Source organism: Streptococcus oralis (assembly GCF_001579025.1).
GTDB lineage: Bacteria > Bacillota > Bacilli > Lactobacillales > Streptococcaceae > Streptococcus > Streptococcus oralis_X.
In genome coordinates this window covers 1,147,093-1,169,960 of the sequence record NZ_KQ970235.1, presented here as the reverse complement: position 1 = coordinate 1,169,960, position 22,868 = coordinate 1,147,093, and the positions used below count along the sequence as shown (strand labels likewise).

Here is a 22,868-nt window from a genome sequence, read left to right as displayed (position 1 = left end):
GAAAACAAGATGAAAAAAACACTAAGCATTTTACTCGTAACAGTAGCTACCCTAACCATGGCAGCTTGTGGCAACACTACTACAGAAAAAGCTACCACGCAGTCTAGCACAGAAACAAGTCAAAAGGCCAGCACAGAGACGACTTATCCGTTAACGGTTAAAACCTATGATGTTAAGGGAAATGAAGTCGAACAAGTCTTTGACAAGGCACCTGAAAAAGTTATCACCAACAATCTTTCAACCACTGAAATCTTATTGGAGTTAGGCTTGAAGGATAAAATTGCTGGCATGCTCAACCCTGACAATGCTGTAACAGACAAATACAAGGACGCGATTGCGACCATTCCTCAAATCGGTGATAAAAAAACAGTCTCTCAAGAGACAGTCCTTTCTTATGAGCCAGATGCGGTGATGGGTCGAAACATGATGTTTTCTGAAAAATCCTTGGGGACAGTTAACACTTGGAATGAAAACAAAATCCCAGTCTATACGCAAAAAGCTTCTCTCTCAACGATTCAGCAAGATTTGGGAAATATCGTAGAAGATGTCAAAAATCTTGGAATGATTTTCAATGTTCAGGACAAGGCCAATGAATACGCAGCCCAATTACAAGCTAAAATTGACGCTGTTAAGAAAGCAAACCCAGCAAGCCAAGGTGAAAAGAAAAAGGCTTTGATTATGGTTGCTTATAACGACGAAACCTTCGGCGCTTACAAGTCTGCTTTGCAAGAAAGCTTGTTGAATCAACTTGGTTATACCAATGTCGCAACGGGAACATCAGGCTTGACCTTGGAAAATCTCGTGTCAATGGATCCTGAATTGATTATCTATGTAACCAGCGACCGCAATAAAAAATTGGATGCCAACGCAGTAGAGTTGATGAAGGCAAATGAAGTTTTGGAAAACGTTCCTGCAATTAAGAATCAAAAAATCATGACCATTTCTTACGATGAGTTGATGGACTATGGTCCAGCAGTGATTGATTCCCTTGAGAAAATCAATGACTTTATCAATAAATAATGAGTTTGATTGGGAAGGGATTCAAGTTAAGATCAGCCTTCCTTCGACCTATGATCCCAATCAAACCTATCCAGCGATTCTTTTGAATGATGGAAACTTGGATTTCCTATCTTCCCTTTCTGAATCTGTGATTTTAGTGGGCTTGACCTCTAAAAATCGCCTAGACGATTACACTCCATGGAAGGCAGCTGCTCTGAGAGATGGGGCTCCAGATTTTGGCGGTCAGGCAAATACCTATCATAGTCATTTATTTGGAGGTCTTTTAGACAAGTTGCAGTCACTTTATCGTCTGGACAAAAATCGCCTTGCTTATGGAGGATACTCACTAGGTGGTTTGGTGGCAGTATACAGTCTTTTCAGCTTTGACAAGGTCTCCTGTGTCTTCTCTATCTGTGGTTCCTTTTGGTATCCTGATTTTACGACTTATTGCAAGGATGAAAGGGTGAAAAATTTGGACTGCTTGCTGTATTTACAGAATGGTCAAACAGAAGGAAACCATCATACCAATCGCTTGGCTCAAGCACCAGCCTATGCTGAGCAGATCCATACTAGTCTTCAGAAACGTTATCCGACTGGTCAGTTTGTCTTTGATTCTTATGGGCATCATGAGCAAGTGGCTGAGCGATTTCTAGTCTTTTCCAACTGGTTGGCCCAAAAATGGAAAATCGAATAAAAGAAATATCCCTTGGTAAAAGCCAAGGGATAATTGTATTTTTTAACCAAGAGCCTCTCTCTTCTTATCTGGATTCCAGATAAAGCTTGCGATGAAGGTAAAGATAATCGTTAGGATACCAACAATCACAGCAAGGAAGAGGGCAGGGATACGGACAAACCACCAGAGTGGATTTGGTTTTTTATCATTGTGCCACTGCTTAGTTTCTTCGTCCAAACGTTGGAATTCTGCTTGGATACGGTCTGCAACCATTTCAATCCCTTCATCATTCATTTTCTTGATGTCTGAGATATCGATAGGGTTTCCAAAGTTCATATCGACACGTTCACGGCTAACCAAACCTTTCAAGGTCATGGGACCAGTATAGGTAACTGGCATGATACGGACCTTAGCCATCTTGGCAATCAGAGCAACTCCGCCTTTGACATCTGTCGAGTGGCGACTACCACTAGGAAACATGATAAGGGAACGGTCACTTTTTTTGAGGACATTGATAGGGTATTTGATAGCAGAGGCGCTAGGATTTTCCCGGTCGATAGGAAAGGCCCCACACATACGAATCCACCAGCCAAAGATGCGGTTGTTAAAAAGCTCTTTTTTAGCCATAAAGATGAACTGTTTTGGTTTGGTCGCAAAAGCCATGTAAACTGGATCCCACCAGGTACGATGAGGTGCGACCAGGATATAGTTTTCATCTTTACTAGGGATTTTATCCGTATTGTGATAGTGGGCATTGCCATTGATGGACCACAAGATCAGCATGACTAGTCCACGTAAATAAGTATAAAACATGAGATCTCCTTCGATTGTATTGCTTTTATTATTATACCTTATCAAAAGACTGCTGGCAAACTTTTTCAGTTGACAGTGGACAGTTTTAGATTTGATTAGAATTCTTTTAAAAAAAATGATATGATAGAATTTATGGATAAAAATAAGATTATGGGATTAACCCAAAGAGAAGTCAAGGAAAGACAGGCTCAAGGTTTGGTCAATGACTTTACCGCATCAGCCAGTACCAGTACTTGGCAAATCATCAAACGAAATGTTTTTACACTTTTTAACGCATTAAACTTTGTTATTGCCCTAGCGCTTGCCTTTGTGCAGGCTTGGAGCAATCTGGTCTTCTTTGCCGTTATTTGCTTTAACGCTTTTTCTGGGATTGTGACCGAGCTGCGAGCCAAACACATGGTGGACAAGCTCAATCTCATGACCAAGGAAAAGGTCAAAACCATCCGTGATGGTCAAGAAGTCGCTCTCAATCCTGAAGAATTGGTTCTAGGAGATGTCATTCGTTTGTCTGCTGGAGAGCAGATTCCTAGTGATGCCTTGGTTTTGGAAGGATTCGCAGAAGTCAATGAAGCTATGTTGACGGGTGAGAGTGATTTGGTGCAAAAAGAAGTGGATGCCTTGCTTTTATCAGGGAGTTTCCTAGCCAGTGGCGCAGTTTTGGCTCAAGTTCACCATGTCGGGGCAGAAAACTATGCTTCCAAACTCATGCTGGAAGCCAAGACCGTTAAACCCATCAACTCTCGTATCATGAAATCGCTAGACAAGCTAGCTGGTTTTACTGGGAAGATTATCATTCCCTTTGGTCTGGCCCTCTTGCTAGAAGCCTTGCTTTTAAAAGGCTTGCACCTCAAGTCATCCGTTGTAAATTCGTCGACAGCACTTTTGGGTATGTTGCCTAAGGGAATCGCCCTTTTGACCATCACTTCGCTCTTGACTGCAGTGATTAAGCTAGGCTTGAAAAAGGTTTTGGTTCAGGAGATGTACTCTGTTGAGACCTTGGCGCGCGTGGATATGCTCTGTTTGGACAAGACGGGAACCATCACCCAAGGAAAGATGCAGGTGGAGGCTGTTCTTCCTTTGACCGAAGAGTATGGTGAGCATGCGATTGCCAGCATTTTGACTAGCTATATCGCTCATAGTGAGGATAAAAATCCAACAGCTCAAGCCATTCGCCAGCGTTTCCAAGGACAGGTTGCCTATCCTGCGATCTCGAATCTTCCTTTCTCAAGCGACCGCAAGTGGGGAGCTATGGAATTAGAAGGGCTAGGAACGGTTTTCTTAGGGGCGCCTGAGATGTTGTTGGACTCTGAAGTCCCAGAAGCCAGAGAGGCTTTAGAGAGAGGTTCACGTGTCTTGGTCTTGGCCCTCAGTCAGGAAAAACTAGATCATCACAAACCACAGAAACCGTCTGACATTCAGGCCCTCGCCTTGCTGGAAATCTTGGACCCGATTCGAGAAGGAGCAGCTGAGACGCTGGACTATCTCCGTTCCCAGGAAGTAGGTCTCAAGATTATCTCTGGCGACAATCCCGTTACAGTATCCAGCATTGCCCAGAAGGCTGGTTTTGCAGACTATCACAGCTATGTAGATTGCTCAAAAATCACGGATGAGGAATTGATTGCTATGGCTGAAGAGACAGCAATTTTTGGTCGTGTTTCCCCTCATCAAAAGAAACTCATCATCCAAACGCTGAAAAAAGCAGGGCATACAACGGCAATGACAGGGGACGGAGTCAATGATATCCTGGCCCTTCGTGAGGCAGATTGTTCGATCGTGATGGCGGAGGGAGATCCGGCGACTCGCCAGATCGCCAATCTAGTTCTCTTGAACTCAGACTTCAATGATGTTCCAGAGATTCTCTTTGAAGGCCGTCGGGTGGTCAATAACATTGCCCATATCGCACCGATTTTCTTGATTAAGACCATCTATTCCTTCTTGCTTGCAGTCATCTGTATTGCCAGTGTTTTACTAGGACGGTCTGAGTGGATTTTGATTTTCCCTTTCATTCCGATCCAGATTACCATGATCGACCAATTCGTGGAAGGGTTCCCACCATTCGTTCTGACTTTTGAGCGAAATATCAAGCCTGTTGAGCCAAATTTCCTCAGAAGATCCATGCTACGTGCCCTACCAAGTGCCCTTATGGTCGTCTTTAGCGTTCTTTTTGTCAAAATATTTGGGGCTAGCCAGGGTTGGTCAGAGTTAGAAATCTCAACCCTACTTTATTATCTCCTTGGGTCTATCGGTTTCTTATCCGTATTTAGAGCCTGCATGCCATTTACCCTCTGGCGTGTCCTCTTGATTGTCTGGTCAGTAGGAGGCTTCCTAGCCACAGCTCTTTTCCCAATGATTCAAAAGTTGCTTGAAATTTCGACCCTAACAGGACAAACGTTGCCTGTTTATGGGGTTATGATGTTGGTATTTACGGTGATTTTCATTCTATCCAGTCGTTACCAAACTAGAAAATAAAGAAGACTGCAATCTGTGTATTGCGGTCTTTTTAGGTGCAAGATTGCTAGCTGAAATATGGTATAATAAAAGGTAATAGAGTTTTGGAAAGTGAGAGAAGATGATTTCAAAGAGATTAGAATTGGTGGCTTCCTTTGTGCCACAAGGTGCTGTGTTACTAGATGTAGGGAGTGACCATGCTTATCTGCCCATCGAGTTAGTCGAGAGAGACCAAATCAAAAGCGCCATTGCAGGTGAGGTGGTGGAAGGCCCCTACCAGTCAGCGGTGAAAAATGTTGAGAATCACGGTCTAAAGGAGAAAATTCAGGTTCGTTTAGCCAATGGCTTGGCAGCCTTTGAAGAGGCAGACCAAGTCTCTGTTGTCACCATTGCTGGTATGGGTGGCCGTTTGATCGCTACAATTTTGGAGGAAGGTTTGGACAAGCTAGCTAATGTAGAGCGTTTAATCCTCCAGCCCAATAATCGTGAAGACGACTTGCGCATTTGGTTACAAGACAATAGTTTTCAGATTGTAGCAGAAAGCATCCTAGAAGAAGCTGGCAAGTTCTACGAGATTTTGGTGGTGGAAGCGGGACAAATGAAGCTATCAGCCAGTGATGTTCGCTTTGGTCCCTTCTTATCCAAAGAAACCAGCCCAATCTTTGTCCAAAAATGGCAAAAAGAAGTTGCTAAGTTAGAGTTTGCCCTTAATCAAATCCCAGAAAAAAATATTGAGGAACGTCAAGTTCTTGTAGATAAAATTCAAGCCATCAAGGAGGTGCTCCATGCTAGCAAGTGAAGTAATTAGAGCTTATGAAGCCTTTTGCCCTCAGGAGTTTTCAATGGAGGGTGACAGTCGTGGCCTGCAAATCGGTACTCTAGACAAGGAGACCCAAAGAGTCATGGTGGCTCTCGATATTCGAGAAAAGACGGTGGCTGAAGCCATTGAAAAGGGTGTAGACTTGATTATTGTCAAGCACGCGCCGATTTTCCGTCCCATCAAGGATTTGGTCGCCAGCCGTCCGCAAAATCAGATTTACATCGACCTTATCAAGCATGACATCGCCGTTTATGTCAGTCATACTAATATTGACATCGTTGAGAATGGCCTCAATGATTGGTTCTGCCAGATGCTAGACATTGAGGAGACGACTTATCTGCAGGAAACAGGCCCTGAACGTGGGATTGGGCGGATTGGAAATATTCAGCCTCAGACTTTTGGGGAATTGGCCCAGCATGTCAAGCAAGTATTTGACCTAGATAGCCTTCGCATGGTGCATTATCAAGAGAGTGATTTGAAGAAGGAAATTTCAAGAGTTGCCATTTGCGGTGGTAGTGGTCAGTCTTTCTATCCTGATGCTTTAGCTAAGGGAGCGGATGTCTATATCACTGGGGATATCTACTATCATACAGCTCAGGATATGTTGTCAGATGGCCTACTGGCATTGGATCCAGGACATTATATCGAAGTGCTTTTTGTGGAAAAAACCGCTGCACTCCTTAATCAATGGAAGGCAGAAAAGGATTGGACCATTGATATCATACCTAGCCAAGCATCGACCAATCCTTTCCACCATATTTAGTTAGAAGGTGAAGACAATGAAAAAAGTTGCCATTATTGGAGCAGGGATTGTAGGGGCAACTGCTGCCTACTACCTCTCCAAAGAAGCAGATTTAGAGGTGACCGTTTTTGATCATGAACAGGGTCAGGCAACCAAGGCAGCAGCGGGAATTATCAGTCCTTGGTTTTCTAAACGACGCAATAAAGCTTGGTATAAGATGGCACGCTTGGGGGCTGACTTTTATGTGGATTTATTGGCTGATTTAGAAAAGTCCGGTCAGGAAATCGACTTTTACCAACGCTCGGGAGTTTTCCTCTTGAATAAGGACGAATCCAAGCTTGAGGAACTCTATGAACTAGCCCTTCAGCGTAGGGAAGAATCTCCCTTGATAGGCCAGTTAGCTATTCTGGACCATGCGTCTGCTAATAACTACTTTCCTGGTCTGCAAGGATTTGACCGCCTGCTCTATGCTTCTGGTGGAGCGAGAGTAGATGGCCAACTCTTAGTGACTCGTTTGCTAGAAGCTAGTCAAGTCAAGCTGGTCAAAGAAAAAGTGAGTCTGACACCTTTAGCATCAGGTCACCAGATTGGCGAAGAGGTGTTTGATCAGGTTATTTTGGCGACAGGAGCTTGGTTGGGGGACTTTTTGGAACCTTTAGGATATGAGGTAGATGTTCGTCCTCAAAAGGGACAGCTACGAGATTATCAACTTAGCCAAGATATGGAATCCTATCCTGTTGTCATGCCAGAAGGGGAGTGGGATTTGATTCCTTTTGCAGGTGGGAAATTGTCCTTAGGAGCTACCCATGAAAACGACATGGGATTTGACTTGACGGTGGATGAAACCTTGATCCAGCAAATGGAGGATGCGGCCTTGCCTCACTATCCAGCCTTGGCAGGAGCGAAATCATCGGGTGAGCGTGTGGGAATTCGTGCTTACACCAGTGATTTTTCGCCATTTTTTGGGCAAGTCCCAGGCTTAGCAGGTGTCTATGCGGCTAGTGGTCTAGGTTCATCAGGCCTCACAACGGGGCCGATCATCGGTTACCATCTAGCCCATCTGGTCCAAGACAAGGAGTTGACCTTGGACCCTGAAAATTATCCCATTGCAAACTATGTCAAACGAGTAAAAAGCGAATAAAATTTTACTGAAATTTTAGCAGGTAGTTTAGGATGTCAAATGACATTCCCTATCAAAAATGATAAAATAAGAAAAAATAATCCGAGAATCGAGGAAAAAAGATGCAAGAAAAGATTTTGGTAACTGGCGGTGCTGGATTTATCGGAACCCACACTGTTATTGAATTGATCCAAGCAGGTCATCAAGTCGTTGTGGTGGATAATCTTGTCAATAGCAATCGTAAAAGTTTAGAAGTTGTTGAGAGAATTACAGGAGTCGAGATTCCTTTCTATGAGGCAGATATCCGTGATACTGATACTCTCAGAGATATTTTCAAGCAGGAAGAACCGACTGGTGTGATTCACTTTGCGGGTTTGAAGGCTGTTGGCGAATCAACCCGTATCCCTCTTGCCTACTATGATAACAATATCGCAGGAACTGTCAGCCTTTTGAAAGCTATGGAAGAAAATAACTGTAAGAACATCATCTTCAGTTCTTCGGCGACAGTTTACGGAGATCCTCACACTGTTCCAATCTTAGAAGATTTCCCACTTTCAGTGACCAACCCGTACGGTCGTACTAAGCTCATGCTAGAGGAAATTTTGACGGATATCTACAAGGCAGACTCAGAATGGAATGTGGTCTTGCTTCGTTACTTTAACCCAATCGGAGCACATGAGAGTGGAGACTTAGGAGAAAATCCAAACGGCATTCCAAACAACCTCTTACCTTATGTTTCACAAGTAGCAGTTGGCAAACTAGAGCAAGTACAAGTTTTTGGAGATGATTACGATACAGAAGATGGAACTGGGGTTCGTGACTATATCCATGTTGTAGACCTAGCCAAAGGTCACGTTGCAGCTTTGAAAAAACTCCAAAAAGGTTCAGGTCTTAATGTTTATAACCTTGGAACAGGTAAAGGTTATTCCGTTCTTGAAATTATCCAAAATATGGAAAAAGCAGTGGGACGTCCTATTCCTTACCGCATCGTAGAACGTCGCCCAGGTGATATCGCTGCCTGCTACTCAGACCCAGCAAAAGCCAAAGCAGAGCTCGGATGGGAAGCAGAACTCGATATCACCCAAATGTGTGAAGACGCATGGCGTTGGCAAAGCAAGCATCCAAATGGATTTGAAGACTAAGATGATGATTTCAATCATCGTCCCTTGTCTAAACGAAGAGGAAGTACTTCCTCTTTTTTATCAGTCTGTGGAAGCTCTGCTTCCTGACTTGGGAGCAGAGGTCGAATATGTATTTGTAGACGATGGCTCAAGTGATGGGACCTTGGAGCTTTTGAAGACCTATAGGGAGCAAAATCCTGCGGTCCGTTATGTCTCATTCTCACGAAATTTTGGGAAAGAGGCAGCCCTATATGCAGGCTTGCAGCATGCAACTGGAGACTTGGTGGTCGTGATGGATGCAGACCTTCAGGATCCTCCTAGTATGCTACTTGAGATGAAAGCCTTACTAGACCAAAATGCAGATATAGACTGTGTTGGGACACGGAGAACTAGTCGGGAGGGAGAACCCTTTTTCCGCAGTTTCTGTGCGAACCTCTTTTACCGCCTCATGCAAAAAATTAGCCCAGTGGCTCTACCCTCAGGTGTCCGTGATTTTCGTATGATGAGAAGGTCTGTGGTAGATGCTATTTTGACCCTGACCGAGTCCAATCGTTTTTCTAAAGGACTCTTTGCCTGGGTGGGTTTTAAAACGCACTATCTTGATTATCCAAACGTTGAACGACAGGCTGGCAAGACCAGTTGGAGTTTTAGGCAGCTCTTTTTCTACTCGATTGAAGGGATTCTAAACTTTTCAGATTTTCCCTTAAGTATAGCCTTTGTAGCGGGACTTCTATCTTGTTTTCTTTCTTTTGTGATGACAGTTTTTGTAGTGTTTCGGACTCTTATCTTGGGAAATCCGACATCTGGTTGGACGTCTTTGATGGCTGTCATTCTCTTTCTTGGAGGGATTCAACTCCTGACAATTGGGATTCTTGGTAAGTATATCAGTAAGATTTACCTAGAAACCAAAAAAAGACCACTCTATCTCGTCAAAGAAAAAAGTGACCTTTCTGTTATTGATGGAAAAAATAACCAAAAAAGACTATAATTTTACCTAGAAATATGCTAAACTAGTAAGTGTGGGGAAAAATGAGAAAAAATCAATAACATTAATTCCCTGCTTCCTACGATGGATCTTTTAGAAGTGCACGTGTAGGACAATTTTTGATGGCCTCCAGAACATCGCTGGTCTCAGCGATTTCTCTTTGCAATTCAACTGGATCATCGTAAAATCGAACGATTCCATTATCATGGTAATCAAAGAGTTCAGAATAGGTTTGGCAAAGCCCGCAGGCGATGCAACGTTCGGGTATAAGTGTGACTTTCATATTTATATTGTAATAAGAAAATAGTAAAAAAACAAAGGAGTAAGGTATGGAAAAAGAACCGTGGCAAGAAGATATTTACGAAAACAATGAGGAAGAAACAAGATCAGAGCGTCGACACCGGAAACAAAAAGGGAAAGGCGTAGTTGCCAATCGTGTCTTGACAGTTCTAGCTAGCCTCTTCTTTGTAATTGTTGTAGCGATGGTAGTTGTATTGATTTACCTATCAACTGGTGGAAGCAATCGTACATCATCTTTAAAGGACTTCTATGATGCATCGTCTCCTTCTACAAGTTCAAGTTCTAAAGTGGAAGCATCATCATCTTCAAGTAGCAAGGTAGAGGAAACAGCTTCTTCTGAATCAACACCTTCACAGAGCAGTTCGGAAGAACATACTACAGAGGGTGAAGGAACACTTACAGTACAGCCTGGAGAGGGAGAAGCAGCTCTTGCTCAACGTGCAGGGATTTCCATTGCCCAGCTAGAAGCCCTAAATCCTTCTCACATGTCATCTGGATCTTGGTTTGCCAACCCAGGTGATGTGATTAAGACAAGATAGGAGTCGGTCATGAAGACTATTCAAATTGCTATCGATGGTCCAGCTTCGAGTGGTAAGAGTACGGTCGCAAAGATTGTCGCTAAAGATTTTGGTTACACTTATCTGGATACAGGTGCTATGTACCGTGCTGCGACTTATATAGCGCTCAAGCATCAGTTGGATGCAGGAAATGTAGACCAACTTCTTGAGCTTCTTAACCAACACCCCATTAGTTTTGGTCGTTCAGAAACAGGTGAGCAACTTGTTTTTGTAGGGGATGTTGAGATTACTCATCCGATTCGTGAAAATGAAGTAACCAACAAGGTTTCAAGCATTGCTGCCATTCCAGAAGTACGTAAGAAACTGGTTTCGCTCCAGCAAGAGATTGCTCAGCAAGGTGGTATCGTCATGGATGGGCGTGATATCGGGACAGTTGTTTTACCACAAGCTGAACTCAAGATTTTCCTAGTGGCTTCTGTTGAAGAAAGAGCAGAGCGTCGTTACAAGGAAAATATTGCTAAAGGGATTGAAACAGACCTTGAAACGCTGAAAGAAGAGATTGCTGCGCGTGACTACAAGGATAGTCATCGTGAAACCTCTCCTCTTAGACAGGCTGAGGATGCAGTTTATCTTGACACAACTGGACTAAGTATCCAAGAAGTGGTTGAAAAAATTGAATCAGAAGCAAAAAAATATACGTCCTAGGGACGAGAGGAGCAGGCTAAATGAAGCCTGCTCCTTTTCTCTCTTTTGCACGCGTTTCAAAACAGCCTTTTTGGGAGAATTTTGATAAAATAGTAGTATCAATAAAAAGGACGGAAGCATGACAAAGAAAATCATAGCCATTTGGGCCCAAGACGAAAAAGGTGTGATTGGGAAGGAAGATCGTCTCCCTTGGCATTTGCCAGCAGAGTTGCAACATTTTAAGGAAACAACTTTAAATCATGCTATACTGATGGGACGTGTAACCTTTGATGGCATGGGGCGTCGATTGCTTCCTAAACGTCAGACTTTGATTTTGACTCGAAATCCAGAGGAGTCTATTGAGGGAGCAATGGTGTTTCAAGATGTTGAGACAGTATTAGATTGGTATCAAAATCAGGATAAAAATCTTTATATACTCGGTGGCAAACAAATTTTTCAACTTTTTGAACCTTATTTAGATGAGCTTATCGTGACACAAATTCATGCTCAAGTTGAAGGGGATACTTATTTCCCGGAAGATTTTGACTTGACTGTTTTTGAGACTATTGCAAGCAAATCTTATAGCAAAGATGAGAAAAATGCCTATGATTTTACCATCGAATATAGAAAGAGAAAGGAAGTCTAATGGAGCGTAGTATTTTTGGATTTTTTACAGCTCTTTTGTGTGCTGTCTGTTTTGTAGCTGGAACACACGCTTTTCGTAAAAAGCGCTTTGGACTTGCTACTCTACTTTGGCTTAATGCCTTTACAAACTTGGTGAATAGCATTCATGCTTTTTATATGACCTTATTTTAGAGAGAAAGAATAGTTAGAACGGAAGGGAATCATGCCTACAAATAGGAAAAATGATATGATGGTTTATTGCTCATTTTGTGGCAAAAGCCAAGAAGAAGTAAAGAAAATAATCGCTGGGAACAATGCCTTTATCTGTAATGAATGTGTAGAGTTGGCCCAGGAAATCATTCGTGAGGAGTTAGCTGAGGAAGTCTTGGCGGACTTGTCTGAAGTACCAAAACCAATCGAACTACTAAACATCTTGAACCACTATGTAATTGGTCAAGATCGTGCCAAACGTGCTCTGGCAGTGGCTGTATATAACCACTACAAACGCATCAATTTCCACGATACGCGTGAAGAATCAGAAGATGTGGATTTGCAGAAGTCAAATATCCTGATGATTGGCCCAACTGGTTCAGGGAAAACTTTCTTGGCTCAGACTTTGGCTAAGAGCTTGAACGTGCCTTTCGCTATTGCAGATGCAACAGCTCTTACTGAGGCTGGTTATGTAGGTGAGGACGTGGAAAATATCCTCCTCAAACTCTTGCAGGCTGCTGACTTTAACATCGAACGTGCAGAACGTGGGATTATCTACGTAGATGAAATTGATAAGATTGCCAAGAAGAGCGAGAATGTGTCTATCACACGTGACGTTTCGGGTGAAGGAGTGCAACAAGCCCTTCTCAAGATTATCGAGGGAACTGTCGCTAGCGTACCGCCTCAAGGAGGACGCAAACATCCACAACAAGAGATGATTCAGGTGGATACTAAAAATATCCTCTTTATCGTAGGTGGTGCTTTTGATGGCATCGAAGAAATCGTTAAACAACGTCTGGGTGAGAAAGTTATTGGTTTTGGACAAAACAACAAGGCGATTGACGAAAACAGCTCCTACATGCAAGAAATCATCGCAGAAGACATTCAAAAATTCGGTATTATCCCTGAGTTGATTGGACGCTTGCCTGTCTTTGCTGCTCTTGAGCAATTAACGGTCGATGACTTGGTTCGCATCCTGAAAGAGCCAAGAAATGCCTTGGTGAAACAATACCAAACCTTGCTTTCTTATGATGATGTTGAGTTGGAATTTGACGATGAAGCTCTTCAGGAAATCGCCAATAAAGCCATCGAACGCAAAACTGGTGCGCGTGGTCTTCGCTCCATCATCGAAGAAACCATGCTAGACGTTATGTTTGAAGTGCCAAGTCAAGAAAATGTGAAGTTGGTCCGCATCACGAAAGAAGCTGTCGATGGAACGGAAAAACCCATCCTAGAAACAGCCTAGAGGTGACTATGGAACTCAATACACACAATGCTGAAATCCTGCTCAGTGCGGCAAACAAGTCCCACTATCCGCAGGATGAACTGCCAGAGATTGCCCTTGCAGGGCGTTCAAATGTCGGCAAGTCTAGCTTTATCAACACCATGTTGAACCGCAAAAATCTTGCTCGTACATCAGGAAAACCTGGGAAGACCCAGTTACTCAACTTCTTCAACATTGATGACAAGATGCGTTTTGTGGATGTACCAGGTTATGGCTATGCCCGCGTTTCTAAAAAGGAACGTGAAAAATGGGGGCGCATGATTGAGGAGTACCTAACGACTCGGGAAAATCTCCGTGCGGTTGTCAGTTTGGTGGATCTCCGCCACGACCCGTCAGCAGATGATGTGCAGATGTACGAATTTCTCAAGTATTATGAGATTCCGGTTATCATCGTTGCGACCAAGGCGGACAAGATTCCTCGCGGTAAGTGGAACAAGCACGAATCAGCAATCAAAAAGAAATTAAACTTTGACCCAAGTGACGACTTCATCCTCTTTTCATCTGTCAGCAAGGCAGGGATGGATCAGGCTTGGGATGCAATATTAGAAAAATTGTGAGGGAAAGAAATGGCAAAAACAATTCATACAGACAAAGCTCCAAAGGCAATCGGACCATATGTTCAAGGGAAAATCGTTGGCAATCTTTTGTTTGCTAGCGGTCAAGTTCCCCTATCTCCTGAAACTGGAGAAATTGTAGGAAAAACAATCCAAGAACAGACAGAACAAGTCTTGAAAAATATTGGTGCTATTTTGGCTGAAGCAGGAACAGACTTTGACCATGTTGTCAAAACAACTTGCTTCTTGAGCGATATGAATGACTTTGTTCCTTTTAACGAGGTTTACCAGACTGCCTTTAAAGAGGAGTTCCCAGCTCGTTCAGCTATAGAGGTTGCACGTCTTCCTCGTGATGTAAAAGTCGAAATTGAAGTGATCGCAGAGATTGGATAAGCTAGTTGAAGTTTGGCTCTGCCAAACTTTTTTTGATATAAGGAGAGATAGATGACAAAGAAACAACTTCACCTGGTTATTGTGACAGGGATGAGTGGCGCAGGGAAAACAGTAGCCATTCAGTCCTTTGAGGATTTGGGATATTTTACCATTGACAATATGCCGCCAGCCCTCTTGCCAAAGTTTTTGCAGTTGGTAGAGACCAAGGACGATGACCACAAACTGGCCTTGGTAGTCGATATGCGTAGTCGTTCCTTCTTTTCAGAGATTCAGGCTGTTTTGGATGAATTGGAAAACCAAGATGATTTGGACTTCAAAATCCTCTTTTTAGACGCAGCAGATAAGGAATTGGTGGCACGCTATAAGGAAACTAGAAGAAGTCACCCTCTAGCTGCTGATGGTCGGATTTTAGATGGCATTAAGCTGGAACGTGAACTCTTAGCACCTTTGAAAAACATGAGTCAAAATGTGGTGGATACGACAGAACTTACCCCGCGTGAACTGCGTAAAACCATTGCTGAGCAATTTTCAGACCAAGAACAAGCCCAGTCTTTCCGTATCGAGGTCATGTCTTTTGGATTCAAGTATGGTATCCCTATTGATGCAGACTTGGTTTTTGATGTCCGTTTTTTGCCAAATCCATACTACCTTCCGGAACTCCGCAATCAGACAGGTGAGGATCAAGCAGTTTATGACTATGTGATGAATCATGAAGAGTCTGAAAGTTTCTATCAGCACTTACTCGCCTTGATTGAACCCATTTTGCCAAGTTACAAAAAAGAAGGCAAGTCTGTTTTAACCATTGCAGTAGGATGTACAGGTGGACAGCACCGTAGTGTTGCCTTTGCAAAACGAATCGCTGAGGACCTTGCTAAAAATTGGCCTGTCAATGAAAGCCATCGTGACAAAGACAGAAGAAAGGAAACGGTAAACCGTTCATGAGAAAACCAAAGATAACGGTGATTGGTGGAGGAACAGGTATCCCCGTCATTTTGAAAAGCTTGCGAGAAAAGGATGTTGATATCGCTGCTATCGTAACGGTAGCTGATGATGGTGGCTCTTCTGGTGAACTAAGAAAGAATATCCAACAGCTGACACCACCTGGTGATCTTCGCAATGTTCTGGTAGCCATGTCGGATATGCCTAAGTTTTATGAGAAGGTTTTTCAGTACCGTTTCTCAGAAGAGGCTGGAGCTTTTGCGGGTCATCCACTGGGGAATATCATCATAGCAGGGCTCTCTGAAATGCAGGGGTCCACTTATAATGCCATACAGCTGCTAAGTCTCTTTTTCCACACAACAGGAAAAATCTACCCATCAAGCGATCAGCCTTTGACACTGCATGCAGTCTTTAAAGACGGTTCTGAGGTGGCAGGTGAGAGCCACATTGCAGATCATCCGGGCATGATTGATCATGTCTATGTGACCAATACCTTGGATGATGAAACACCGCAAGCCAGCCGTCGAGTAGTCAATACCATTCTCGAGAGTGACATGATCGTCTTGGGGCCTGGTTCCCTCTTTACATCGATTTTGCCCAATATTGTCATCGAGGAGATTGGGCAGGCTCTACTGGAGACCAAGGCAGAGATCGCCTATGTTTGCAATATCATGACCCAGCGCGGGGAAACAGAGCACTTTTCAGACAGTGACCACGTGGAAGTCCTCCATCGACACTTAGGTCGGCCTTTTATTGATACGGTCTTGGTTAATATCGAAAAGGTTCCTAGAAAATACATGGATACCAACCGTTTTGATGAGTATTTGGTTCAGGTAGAGCATGACTTTGCTGGTCTTTGCAAGCAGGTTCCTCGTGTGATTTCATCCAACTTCCTTCGTTTGGAAAATGGAGGTGCCTTCCATGATGGCGATTTGATTGTAGACGAATTGATGCGCATTATACAGGTGAGAAAATGAGTTTTACAGTTGCAGTAAAAGAGGAAATTCTTGGTCAACATCATCTAAGCCGCCATGAATTGTCTGCCATCATCAAGATGTCTGGCAGTATCGGTCTCTCTACTTCAGGCTTGACCTTGTCCGTCGTGACCGAAAATGCTAAGTTAGCTCGGCACCTTTATGAGTCTTTTCTCCATTTTTATGAAATCAAGTCAGAAATTCGTCACCATCAGAGAAGCAATCTTCGTAAGAATCGTGTCTACACGGTCTATACCGATGAGAGTGTGCAGGAGCTTTTAGCTGATTTGCGGCTTGCGGATTCCTTCTTTGGTTTGGAGACAGGTATTGATCCTGATATTCTAGCAGATGAAGAAGCTGGACGTGCTTACTTATGTGGGGCCTTTCTGGCAAATGGTAGCATTCGTGATCCTGAGTCTGGCAAATACCAGTTGGAGATCAGTTCCGTTTATCTGGACCACGCCCAAGGACTGGCCTCTCTCCTCCAGCAATTTTTACTGGATGCCAAGGTCATTGAGCGCAAGAAAGGTGCAGTTACCTATCTCCAGCGTGCAGAGGACATCATGGATTTCTTGATTGTGATTGGAGCCATGCAGGCCCGTGATAATTTTGAGCGCGTCAAGATTTTGCGTGAAACTCGTAACGATCTCAATCGAGCCAATAACGCTGAAACAGCCAATATCGCTCGGACAGTTTCTGCCAGCATGAAAACCATCAATAATATCAGTAAAATCAAAGATCGAATGGGCTTGGAAAATTTACCAGTGGATTTGCAGGAGGTAGCTCGCTTACGGATCCAGCACCCAGACTACTCTATCCAGCAGTTGGCGGATAGTCTGAGCAATCCCCTGACCAAGAGTGGTGTCAACCACAGACTGAGAAAAATAAACAAGATTGCAGATGAGCTATAAAACCACGGATCGTTGATTCGTGGTTCTTTTCTTATAAACTGGTCGAGTGTTTTGGTTGCACTTTTTGCCCTGGGTCAATGTAGTTGATAGCATTGTTGACGGCAGTAGGTGCTTCACCCAGTCCTGTAGCGATCAAATCAATCTTACCTTCATAGTAGCAGCAGTCCCCAATGGCGTAGATACCCTCTTGGCTAGACTCTTGCTTGCTGTTAACGATAATCTTGTGACGGTTGAGGTCCAGACCCCAATTTTTAAGATTGCCAACAGATGATTTGAAACCATAGTTGACAAAGAGGTGGTCTACTTCGATAGTTTCGGTTTCATCTGATTTGACTTTGGTGATTTCCAGTTTGTCAAGTGTTTTTCCATCTCCAAGGAGTTGGCTAGGAACGAATGGTGTCTTGATAGTCACAGATGATTCTTGCAGGGCTTGCACACTGTGTTCCAAGGCACGGAAGTTATCTCGACGGTGAACAAGAGAAGTTGGGGCGATTTTTTCAAAAGCCAGAGCCCAGTCCACTGCTGAGTCCCCTCCACCAAGGATGGTCACTTTCTTACCAGCGTATTGCTGGATGTTGGAAACGTGGTAGTGGATATTTTCATAGTTTTCGACGCCATCTAATTCGAGCGGACGCGGTTTAAAGGCACCACCACCCATGGCAATGATGACTGTTTTAGTCAGGTGGCTTCCCTTGTTAGTTGTAATGCTAAATCCTTCATCTTGTTTCTCGATTTCAAGAACAGTTTCGTTGAGGTGAACAGGTGTTTCAAAACTATTTAGCTGTTCAATCAAGCGATTGGTCAGCTCTTCCCCAGTTAGGTTTGAAAAACCTGGCACATCAAGGATTTGCTTTTCAGGGTAGAGGATGGCAGGTTGACCACCGAGCTGGGGAAGGGAGTCAATGATTTGGACTTTGGCTTGGCGTAGGTGGGCGTAAAAGGCAGCAAAGAGCCCGACAGGACCGCCACCGACAATGGTAATATCATAGAGTTGAGACATGATTTCTCCTTCGTTTTTTCTAATCAGTTTATTTTATCATATTTTTGCTTAATTTAAAATGAGGTAGGATAGGGAAAAAATGGGCAAAAAATGGTATAATGGTACAGAAAGTGTTTCGACAGGGAGGAGGCCAGGGATGAATTTTCAACAATTATCCAATTTACAATACTGGACGAGTTTGTTTTCAAGTCCTTGGACGATAGTCATCAATCTGATAGATATTCTCATTGTGACTTATATTTTATATCATTTTACCAAAGCGATTGCAGGGACCAAAATCATGATTTTGGTGCGGGGAGTCTTGGTCTTTATTTTAGGTCAGATTCTGTCCAATATGATTGGTTTGACGACCATTTCCTGGTTGATTAATCAGATCATCACCTACGGGGTCATTGCAGCGGTGGTTATTTTTTCACCAGAGATTCGGACTGGTTTGGAGAGATTGGGTCGAGCTACTGATTTCTTCTACAATGCCCCTATTAGTGCGGAAGAGCAAATGGTTCGTGCCTTTGTCAAATCAGTCGAGTACATGAGTCCGCGTAAGATAGGTGCTCTGGTTGCTGTTCAGCGAGTGAGAACCTTGCAGGAATATATATCAACTGGAATTCCTCTAGATGCGAAAATCTCATCCGAGTTATTGATTAATATCTTTATCCCCAACACTCCCTTGCACGATGGTGCGGTCATTGTCAGAGAAGATCGGATTGCCGTTACTTCAGCCTACCTACCCCTGACTGAAAATACAGGAATTTCCAAGGAGTTTGGGACACGTCACAGGGCGGCGATTGGTTTGTCAGAAGTATCGGATGCTCTTACCTTTGTGGTTTCAGAGGAAACAGGCGGAATCTCCATTACCTATAATGGAGTCTTTAAGCATGATTTGACCTTGGAAGAGTTTGAATCGGAGTTAAGAAGAATCTTACTTCCAGCATCAGAGGAAAAGCACGGTCTGAAAGAGCGTTTGCTAGGAGGATTGAAACATGAGAAAAAATAGTCTTTATATTATTTCTTCCTTCTTTTTCGCCTGCATTCTCTTTATCTATGCAACATTGACAAACTATCAGAATAGCAACAGTGCCAGACAGGTGCGGACGGAGACTTATACAAACACAGTTCTTAATGTCCCAATTGATATTCAGTATGACAGCGACCAGTATTTTATCAGTGGTTTTACATCTGAGGTGACGGTCTTTCTGACAGGGTCAAACAGAGTTGCTTTGGCGAGCGAAATGCAGGAAAGCACTCGAAAATTCAAGGTCAAAGCTGACTTAACCAATGCCAGTGTAGGAACCATCGAAGTTCCTCTAACCATTGAAAATTTACCGAGTGGTTTGACGGCTATTGCAACTCCTCAAAAGATAACAGTAAAGGTCGGTAAAAAAGCAAAACGAGACAATGTAATCGTTGTGCCTGAGATTGACCCTAGTCAGATTGATTCTCGTGTGAAAATTGATACAGTCACTGTGTCAGATGAAAAAGTAACGGTCATTAGTGATGAGGAAACTCTCTCTAGAGTAGATCGTGTCATTGCCATCTTACCGACTAGTGAACGGATAACAGGTAACTATTCAGCCTCTGTTCCACTACAAGCAGTCGATAAAAATGGAAATGTCTTGCCAAGCGTCATTATGCCATTTGACACTACAATGAAAATCACAACCAAGACAGCATCGTCTAGCTCGAATTCTTCGTCAACAACCTCGTCAACAGGATCCTCGACTAGCAGCTCGTCTTCAACGAGTTCAGAAACAAAACCAGACTCGTCTAAACAAGAATAAATAAAAAAGTAGAAAAGGATGATTAACAACATGGGTAAATATTTTGGGACCGATGGAGTCCGTGGAGAAGCAAACGTAGAACTGACGCCAGAATTGGCCTTTAAACTGGGACGTTTTGGTGGTTATGTTCTTAGCCAACACGAAACAGAAGCCCCTAAAGTCTTTGTAGGACGTGATACACGTATCTCAGGAGAAATGCTAGAATCTGCCTTAGTGGCAGGTCTCCTATCTGTAGGGATTCACGTCTACAAACTCGGTGTCCTTGCAACACCAGCAGTAGCTTACTTGGTTAAAACTGAGGGAGCTAGTGCGGGTGTCATGATTTCAGCGAGTCATAACCCAGCACTTGATAATGGAATTAAGTTCTTTGGTGGGGATGGCTTCAAACTTGATGACGAAAAAGAAGCAGAAATCGAAGCCTTGTTGGACGCTGCCGAAGACACACTTCCTCGTCCGAGTGCAGAGGGCTTGGGAACCTTGGTGGACTATCCAGAAGGTTTGCGTAAGTATGAAGGCTACCTTGTTTCAACAGGAGCTCCTCTTGAAGGAATGAAAGTTGCCTTGGATACAGCCAACGGTGCAGCAGCTACGAGTGCTCGTCAGATTTTTGCTGATCTAGGTGCTCAGTTGACTGTTATCGGGGAAACACCAGATGGTCTTAACATCAACCTAAATGTTGGTTCAACTCACCCAGAAGCTCTCCAAGAACTAGTCAAAGAAAGCCAGTCAGCTATTGGTTTGGCCTTTGACGGAGACAGTGACCGCTTGATTGCTGTCGATGAAAATGGCGACATCGTCGATGGTGATAAGATCATGTACATCATCGGGAAATACCTTTCTGAAAAAGGCCAGTTGGCTCAAAATACCATCGTGACAACGGTTATGTCTAACCTTGGTTTCCATAAGGCTTTGGATAGCGCTGGCATTAACAAGGCAGTGACTGCTGTTGGTGACCGCTATGTCGTTGAAGAAATGAGAAAATCAGGCTACAACCTTGGTGGTGAACAATCAGGTCACGTTATCTTGATGGACTACAATACAACTGGTGATGGTCAATTATCAGCTGTCCAATTGACTAAAATCATGAAAGAAACAGGCAAAAGCTTGTCTCAACTAGCATCAGAAGTGACAATTTACCCACAAAAACTGGTCAATATCCGAGTGGAAAATGCCATGAAAGAAAAAGCCATGGAAGTACCAGCTATCAAAGCAATCATCGAAAAGATGGAAGAAGAGATGGCAGGCAACGGTCGTATCCTTGTCCGCCCAAGTGGAACAGAACCCCTCTTGCGTGTCATGGCAGAAGCACCAACAACAGAAGAAGTCAACTACTATGTAGATACGATTGCTGCTGTGGTTAAAGATGAAATCGGAATTGACTAAAGCCTAGAAAACTAGATGAAATGATAAAAATGTGGTACAATTGCATAGTAAATTGTAGCAAAGGGAGAGAAAAATGAATCTTAAAAGAGAACAAGAATTTGTTAGCCAGTATCACTTTGATGCTCGTAACTTTGAATGGGAAAATGAAAATGGAGCTCCTGAAACCAAGGTAGACGTGAACTTTCAGTTACTCCAACATGACCAAGAAAACCAAGTAACTTCGCTAGTTGTTATCTTGAGTTTTATGATTGTCTTTGACAAATTTGTCATCAGCGGGACGATTTCCCAAGTGAACCACGTGGAAGGTCGTATTGTCAACGAACCAAGCGAATTTAACCAAGAAGAAGTCGAAACCTTGGCACGTCCATGCTTGAACATGCTCAACCGTTTGACATATGAAGTAACAGAAATCGCCTTGGATCTTCCAGGGATCAATTTGGAGTTTTAGTCATGAAATTAGCTGTCATTACAGATTCTTCCGCCTATTTAGAGGAGAAGACGCTGCAAAGAGAGAATCTATTTATCTTGGATATTCCTGTCAATATTGATGGGGAAGAGTATGTCGAAGGTGTCAATCTGACTGCTGAGGAATTTTATCAAAAAATGGCTCAGTCTCCTGAATTGCCTAAGACCAGTCAACCAAGTATTGCCAAATTGGATGAGACTCTAAGTTCCTTGAAAGATGAAGGCTATACCCATGTCTTGGGACTCTTTCTTTCGTCAGGAATTTCAGGTTTTTATCAGAACATCCAATACATGTTGGATGAGTATGATGGCTTGACCATTGCCTTTCCAGATACCCATATCACAAGTTCCCCTCTAGGATTTATGGTAGAGAGTGCCTTTGAATGGGCAGAACAAGGCGATGATTTTGCCCAGATTCAGGAGAAGTTGGCTATCCAAATTGCTGATAATTCAGCCTTTATCATAGTAGATGACCTCGACCACTTGGTTAAGGGAGGACGTTTGTCAAATGGGGCAGCTATCTTAGGGAATCTCCTCAGTATCAAGCCTATCCTTTACTTTAATGACCAAGGAGTGATTGAAGTTTACGAAAAAGTTCGTACAGAAAAGAAAGCAATCAAACGTTTGGTGGAAATCATCAAGGAGTTGACAAAAGATGGGGACTATCGTATTACAGTCATTCATGGAAACGCTCCTCAAAAGGCAGCGGATTTGCGTCAACTTTTAATTGAGAGTGGTGTGACTGCTGAGATTCCAATTGTCAGCTTTGGTAGTGTCATTGGGACCCACCTTGGTGAAGGTAGTATCGCCTTGAGCTATACGCCAGTTGTCTAGATTGTTCTGGGCAGGCTTTGTATCTTAGAAATTGAACATGGACTACCTGCCTCTTGAAAAAAGATGTCTGTCTTGCCTTTCATGGAAAGTCAGCGACATTCCCTATTTTTCACGGGCAGCTAACGTCCTTTGTATCTTAGTCAGGAGTAGAGATGAGTATTCGAGTGATTATTGCTGGGTTTAAGGGAAAGATGGGTCAGGTCGCTTGTCAGATGGTTTTGGCTGATCCTGACTTGGACTTGGTGGCAGTGTTGGATCCTTTTGAGTCTGAATCAGAATGGCAGGGGGTTCCTGT

The 22,868-nt window shown here is 43.3% G+C and carries 26 protein-coding genes and 1 pseudogene; 24 read left to right on the top strand and 3 right to left on the bottom strand.

The features are described from left to right. Positions 1–9 precede the first annotated feature (9 nt). Entirely contained in the window at positions 10–1,020 is a 1,011-nt protein-coding gene (locus tag SORDD27_RS05630) for an ABC transporter substrate-binding protein (protein WP_061427843.1), read from the top strand. Further along, entirely contained in the window at positions 1,001–1,693 is a 693-nt protein-coding gene (locus SORDD27_RS05625; protein ID WP_061427841.1) for an alpha/beta hydrolase-fold protein, read from the top strand. Before SORDD27_RS05630 ends, SORDD27_RS05625 begins: the two co-directional genes overlap by 20 nt. Before the next feature lie 42 nt (positions 1,694–1,735). On the opposite strand, the gene SORDD27_RS05620 is transcribed toward SORDD27_RS05625, so the two are convergent. Next, a complete protein-coding gene (locus SORDD27_RS05620) occupies positions 1,736–2,485 on the bottom strand; it encodes a lysophospholipid acyltransferase family protein (RefSeq protein WP_061427839.1) in 750 nt (249 codons plus the stop codon). 132 nt (positions 2,486–2,617) lie between these two features. Here SORDD27_RS05620 and SORDD27_RS05615 point away from each other — a divergent pair, with 132 nt between their 5' ends. The 6 genes from SORDD27_RS05615 (at position 2,618) to SORDD27_RS05590 (ending at position 9,724) form a co-directional block, all read left to right on the top strand. Further along, a complete protein-coding gene (locus tag SORDD27_RS05615; RefSeq protein ID WP_061427837.1) occupies positions 2,618–4,954 on the top strand; it encodes a cation-translocating P-type ATPase in 2,337 nt (778 codons plus the stop codon). 100 nt (positions 4,955–5,054) lie between these two features. Next, the gene (locus SORDD27_RS05610) at positions 5,055–5,732 is read left to right on the top strand and encodes a tRNA (adenine(22)-N(1))-methyltransferase (protein ID WP_061427835.1); all 678 of its coding nucleotides are present in this window, start codon (positions 5,055–5,057) and stop codon (positions 5,730–5,732) included. Continuing rightward, positions 5,719–6,516 carry a Nif3-like dinuclear metal center hexameric protein gene (locus tag SORDD27_RS05605; protein ID WP_061427833.1) on the top strand — a complete coding sequence of 266 codons (798 nt, stop codon included), beginning with the start codon at positions 5,719–5,721 and terminating at the stop codon, positions 6,514–6,516. The genes SORDD27_RS05610 and SORDD27_RS05605 overlap by 14 nt, the downstream gene beginning before the upstream one ends. 16 nt (positions 6,517–6,532) lie before the next feature. Continuing rightward, the gene (locus SORDD27_RS05600) at positions 6,533–7,636 is read left to right on the top strand and encodes an NAD(P)/FAD-dependent oxidoreductase (protein WP_061427831.1); all 1,104 of its coding nucleotides are present in this window, start codon (positions 6,533–6,535) and stop codon (positions 7,634–7,636) included. 101 nt (positions 7,637–7,737) lie between these two features. Then, positions 7,738–8,757 (top strand): UDP-glucose 4-epimerase GalE, encoded by a 1,020-nt coding sequence (galE, locus tag SORDD27_RS05595; protein ID WP_001156534.1) that lies wholly within the window; start codon positions 7,738–7,740, stop codon positions 8,755–8,757. Between the two features lies 1 nt (position 8,758). Continuing rightward, positions 8,759–9,724: a glycosyltransferase family 2 protein gene (locus SORDD27_RS05590; RefSeq protein ID WP_061428095.1), complete on the top strand. Its 966-nt coding sequence runs from the start codon at positions 8,759–8,761 to the stop codon at positions 9,722–9,724. A gap of 76 nt (positions 9,725–9,800) precedes the next feature. Here SORDD27_RS05590 and SORDD27_RS09740 read toward each other — a convergent pair whose 3' ends face one another. Beyond that, on the bottom strand, positions 9,801–10,004 hold the full coding sequence (locus SORDD27_RS09740; RefSeq protein WP_002874767.1) for a ferredoxin: 204 nt from the start codon (positions 10,002–10,004) through the stop codon (positions 9,801–9,803). Positions 10,005–10,050: 46 nt separating this feature from the next. Here SORDD27_RS09740 and SORDD27_RS05585 point away from each other — a divergent pair, with 46 nt between their 5' ends. The 10 genes from SORDD27_RS05585 to whiA all read left to right on the top strand — a co-directional run bounded on the left by SORDD27_RS05585 (position 10,051) and on the right by whiA (position 17,113). Then, positions 10,051–10,560: an SAG1386/EF1546 family surface-associated protein gene (locus tag SORDD27_RS05585; RefSeq protein ID WP_000410190.1), complete on the top strand. Its 510-nt coding sequence runs from the start codon at positions 10,051–10,053 to the stop codon at positions 10,558–10,560. A 9-nt stretch (positions 10,561–10,569) separates the two neighbouring features. Beyond that, complete coding sequence (cmk, locus tag SORDD27_RS05580) at positions 10,570–11,244, top strand: (d)CMP kinase (RefSeq protein ID WP_061427829.1); 675 nt, start codon at positions 10,570–10,572, stop codon at positions 11,242–11,244. 118 nt (positions 11,245–11,362) lie between these two features. Then, on the top strand, positions 11,363–11,869 hold the full coding sequence (locus tag SORDD27_RS05575; RefSeq protein WP_061427827.1) for a dihydrofolate reductase: 507 nt from the start codon (positions 11,363–11,365) through the stop codon (positions 11,867–11,869). Next, on the top strand, positions 11,869–12,039 hold the full coding sequence (locus SORDD27_RS05570; RefSeq protein WP_000442253.1) for a hypothetical protein: 171 nt from the start codon (positions 11,869–11,871) through the stop codon (positions 12,037–12,039). Before SORDD27_RS05575 ends, SORDD27_RS05570 begins: the two co-directional genes overlap by 1 nt. Positions 12,040–12,070: 31 nt before the next feature. After that, entirely contained in the window at positions 12,071–13,303 is a 1,233-nt protein-coding gene (gene clpX / locus SORDD27_RS05565) for an ATP-dependent Clp protease ATP-binding subunit ClpX (protein WP_002874765.1), read from the top strand. 8 nt (positions 13,304–13,311) lie between these two features. After that, positions 13,312–13,899, top strand: a complete 588-nt coding sequence (gene yihA / locus SORDD27_RS05560) for a ribosome biogenesis GTP-binding protein YihA/YsxC (RefSeq protein WP_020900580.1) — start codon at positions 13,312–13,314, stop codon at positions 13,897–13,899. Positions 13,900–13,908: 9 nt separating this feature from the next. After that, positions 13,909–14,289: a RidA family protein gene (locus tag SORDD27_RS05555; RefSeq protein WP_061427825.1), complete on the top strand. Its 381-nt coding sequence runs from the start codon at positions 13,909–13,911 to the stop codon at positions 14,287–14,289. Between the two features lie 51 nt (positions 14,290–14,340). Further along, a complete protein-coding gene (gene rapZ / locus SORDD27_RS05550) occupies positions 14,341–15,231 on the top strand; it encodes an RNase adapter RapZ (protein ID WP_000163039.1) in 891 nt (296 codons plus the stop codon). Beyond that, positions 15,228–16,205, top strand: coding sequence for a YvcK family protein (locus tag SORDD27_RS05545; RefSeq protein ID WP_061427823.1), 978 nt, complete (start codon positions 15,228–15,230; stop codon positions 16,203–16,205). The genes rapZ and SORDD27_RS05545 overlap by 4 nt, the downstream gene beginning before the upstream one ends. Next, positions 16,202–17,113, top strand: coding sequence for a DNA-binding protein WhiA (gene whiA, locus SORDD27_RS05540; RefSeq protein ID WP_061427822.1), 912 nt, complete (start codon positions 16,202–16,204; stop codon positions 17,111–17,113). The genes SORDD27_RS05545 and whiA overlap by 4 nt, the downstream gene beginning before the upstream one ends. 31 nt (positions 17,114–17,144) lie before the next feature. On the opposite strand, the gene SORDD27_RS05535 is transcribed toward whiA, so the two are convergent. Further along, positions 17,145–18,113, bottom strand: a complete 969-nt coding sequence (locus SORDD27_RS05535; protein WP_061427820.1) for an NAD(P)/FAD-dependent oxidoreductase — start codon at positions 18,111–18,113, stop codon at positions 17,145–17,147. A 136-nt stretch (positions 18,114–18,249) separates the two neighbouring features. On the opposite strand from SORDD27_RS05535, the gene cdaA reads away from it, so the two are divergent. The 6 genes and pseudogenes from cdaA to SORDD27_RS10340 form a co-directional block, all read left to right on the top strand. Further along, positions 18,250–19,107: a diadenylate cyclase CdaA gene (gene cdaA / locus SORDD27_RS05525; RefSeq protein WP_061427818.1), complete on the top strand. Its 858-nt coding sequence runs from the start codon at positions 18,250–18,252 to the stop codon at positions 19,105–19,107. Continuing rightward, on the top strand, positions 19,094–19,891 hold the full coding sequence (locus SORDD27_RS05520; protein ID WP_061427816.1) for a CdaR family protein: 798 nt from the start codon (positions 19,094–19,096) through the stop codon (positions 19,889–19,891). Before cdaA ends, SORDD27_RS05520 begins: the two co-directional genes overlap by 14 nt. Positions 19,892–19,921: 30 nt before the next feature. Next, on the top strand, positions 19,922–21,274 hold the full coding sequence (glmM, locus tag SORDD27_RS05515) for a phosphoglucosamine mutase (protein ID WP_061427814.1): 1,353 nt from the start codon (positions 19,922–19,924) through the stop codon (positions 21,272–21,274). Positions 21,275–21,347: 73 nt separating this feature from the next. Further along, positions 21,348–21,722 (top strand): DUF1149 family protein, encoded by a 375-nt coding sequence (locus tag SORDD27_RS05510; protein WP_001050092.1) that lies wholly within the window; start codon positions 21,348–21,350, stop codon positions 21,720–21,722. A 2-nt stretch (positions 21,723–21,724) separates the two neighbouring features. Beyond that, positions 21,725–22,573, top strand: coding sequence for a DegV family protein (locus SORDD27_RS05505; protein WP_061427812.1), 849 nt, complete (start codon positions 21,725–21,727; stop codon positions 22,571–22,573). Positions 22,574–22,725: 152 nt separating this feature from the next. Then, positions 22,726–22,868 (top strand): annotated as a pseudogene (locus tag SORDD27_RS10340) (4-hydroxy-tetrahydrodipicolinate reductase); the annotation flags it as partial.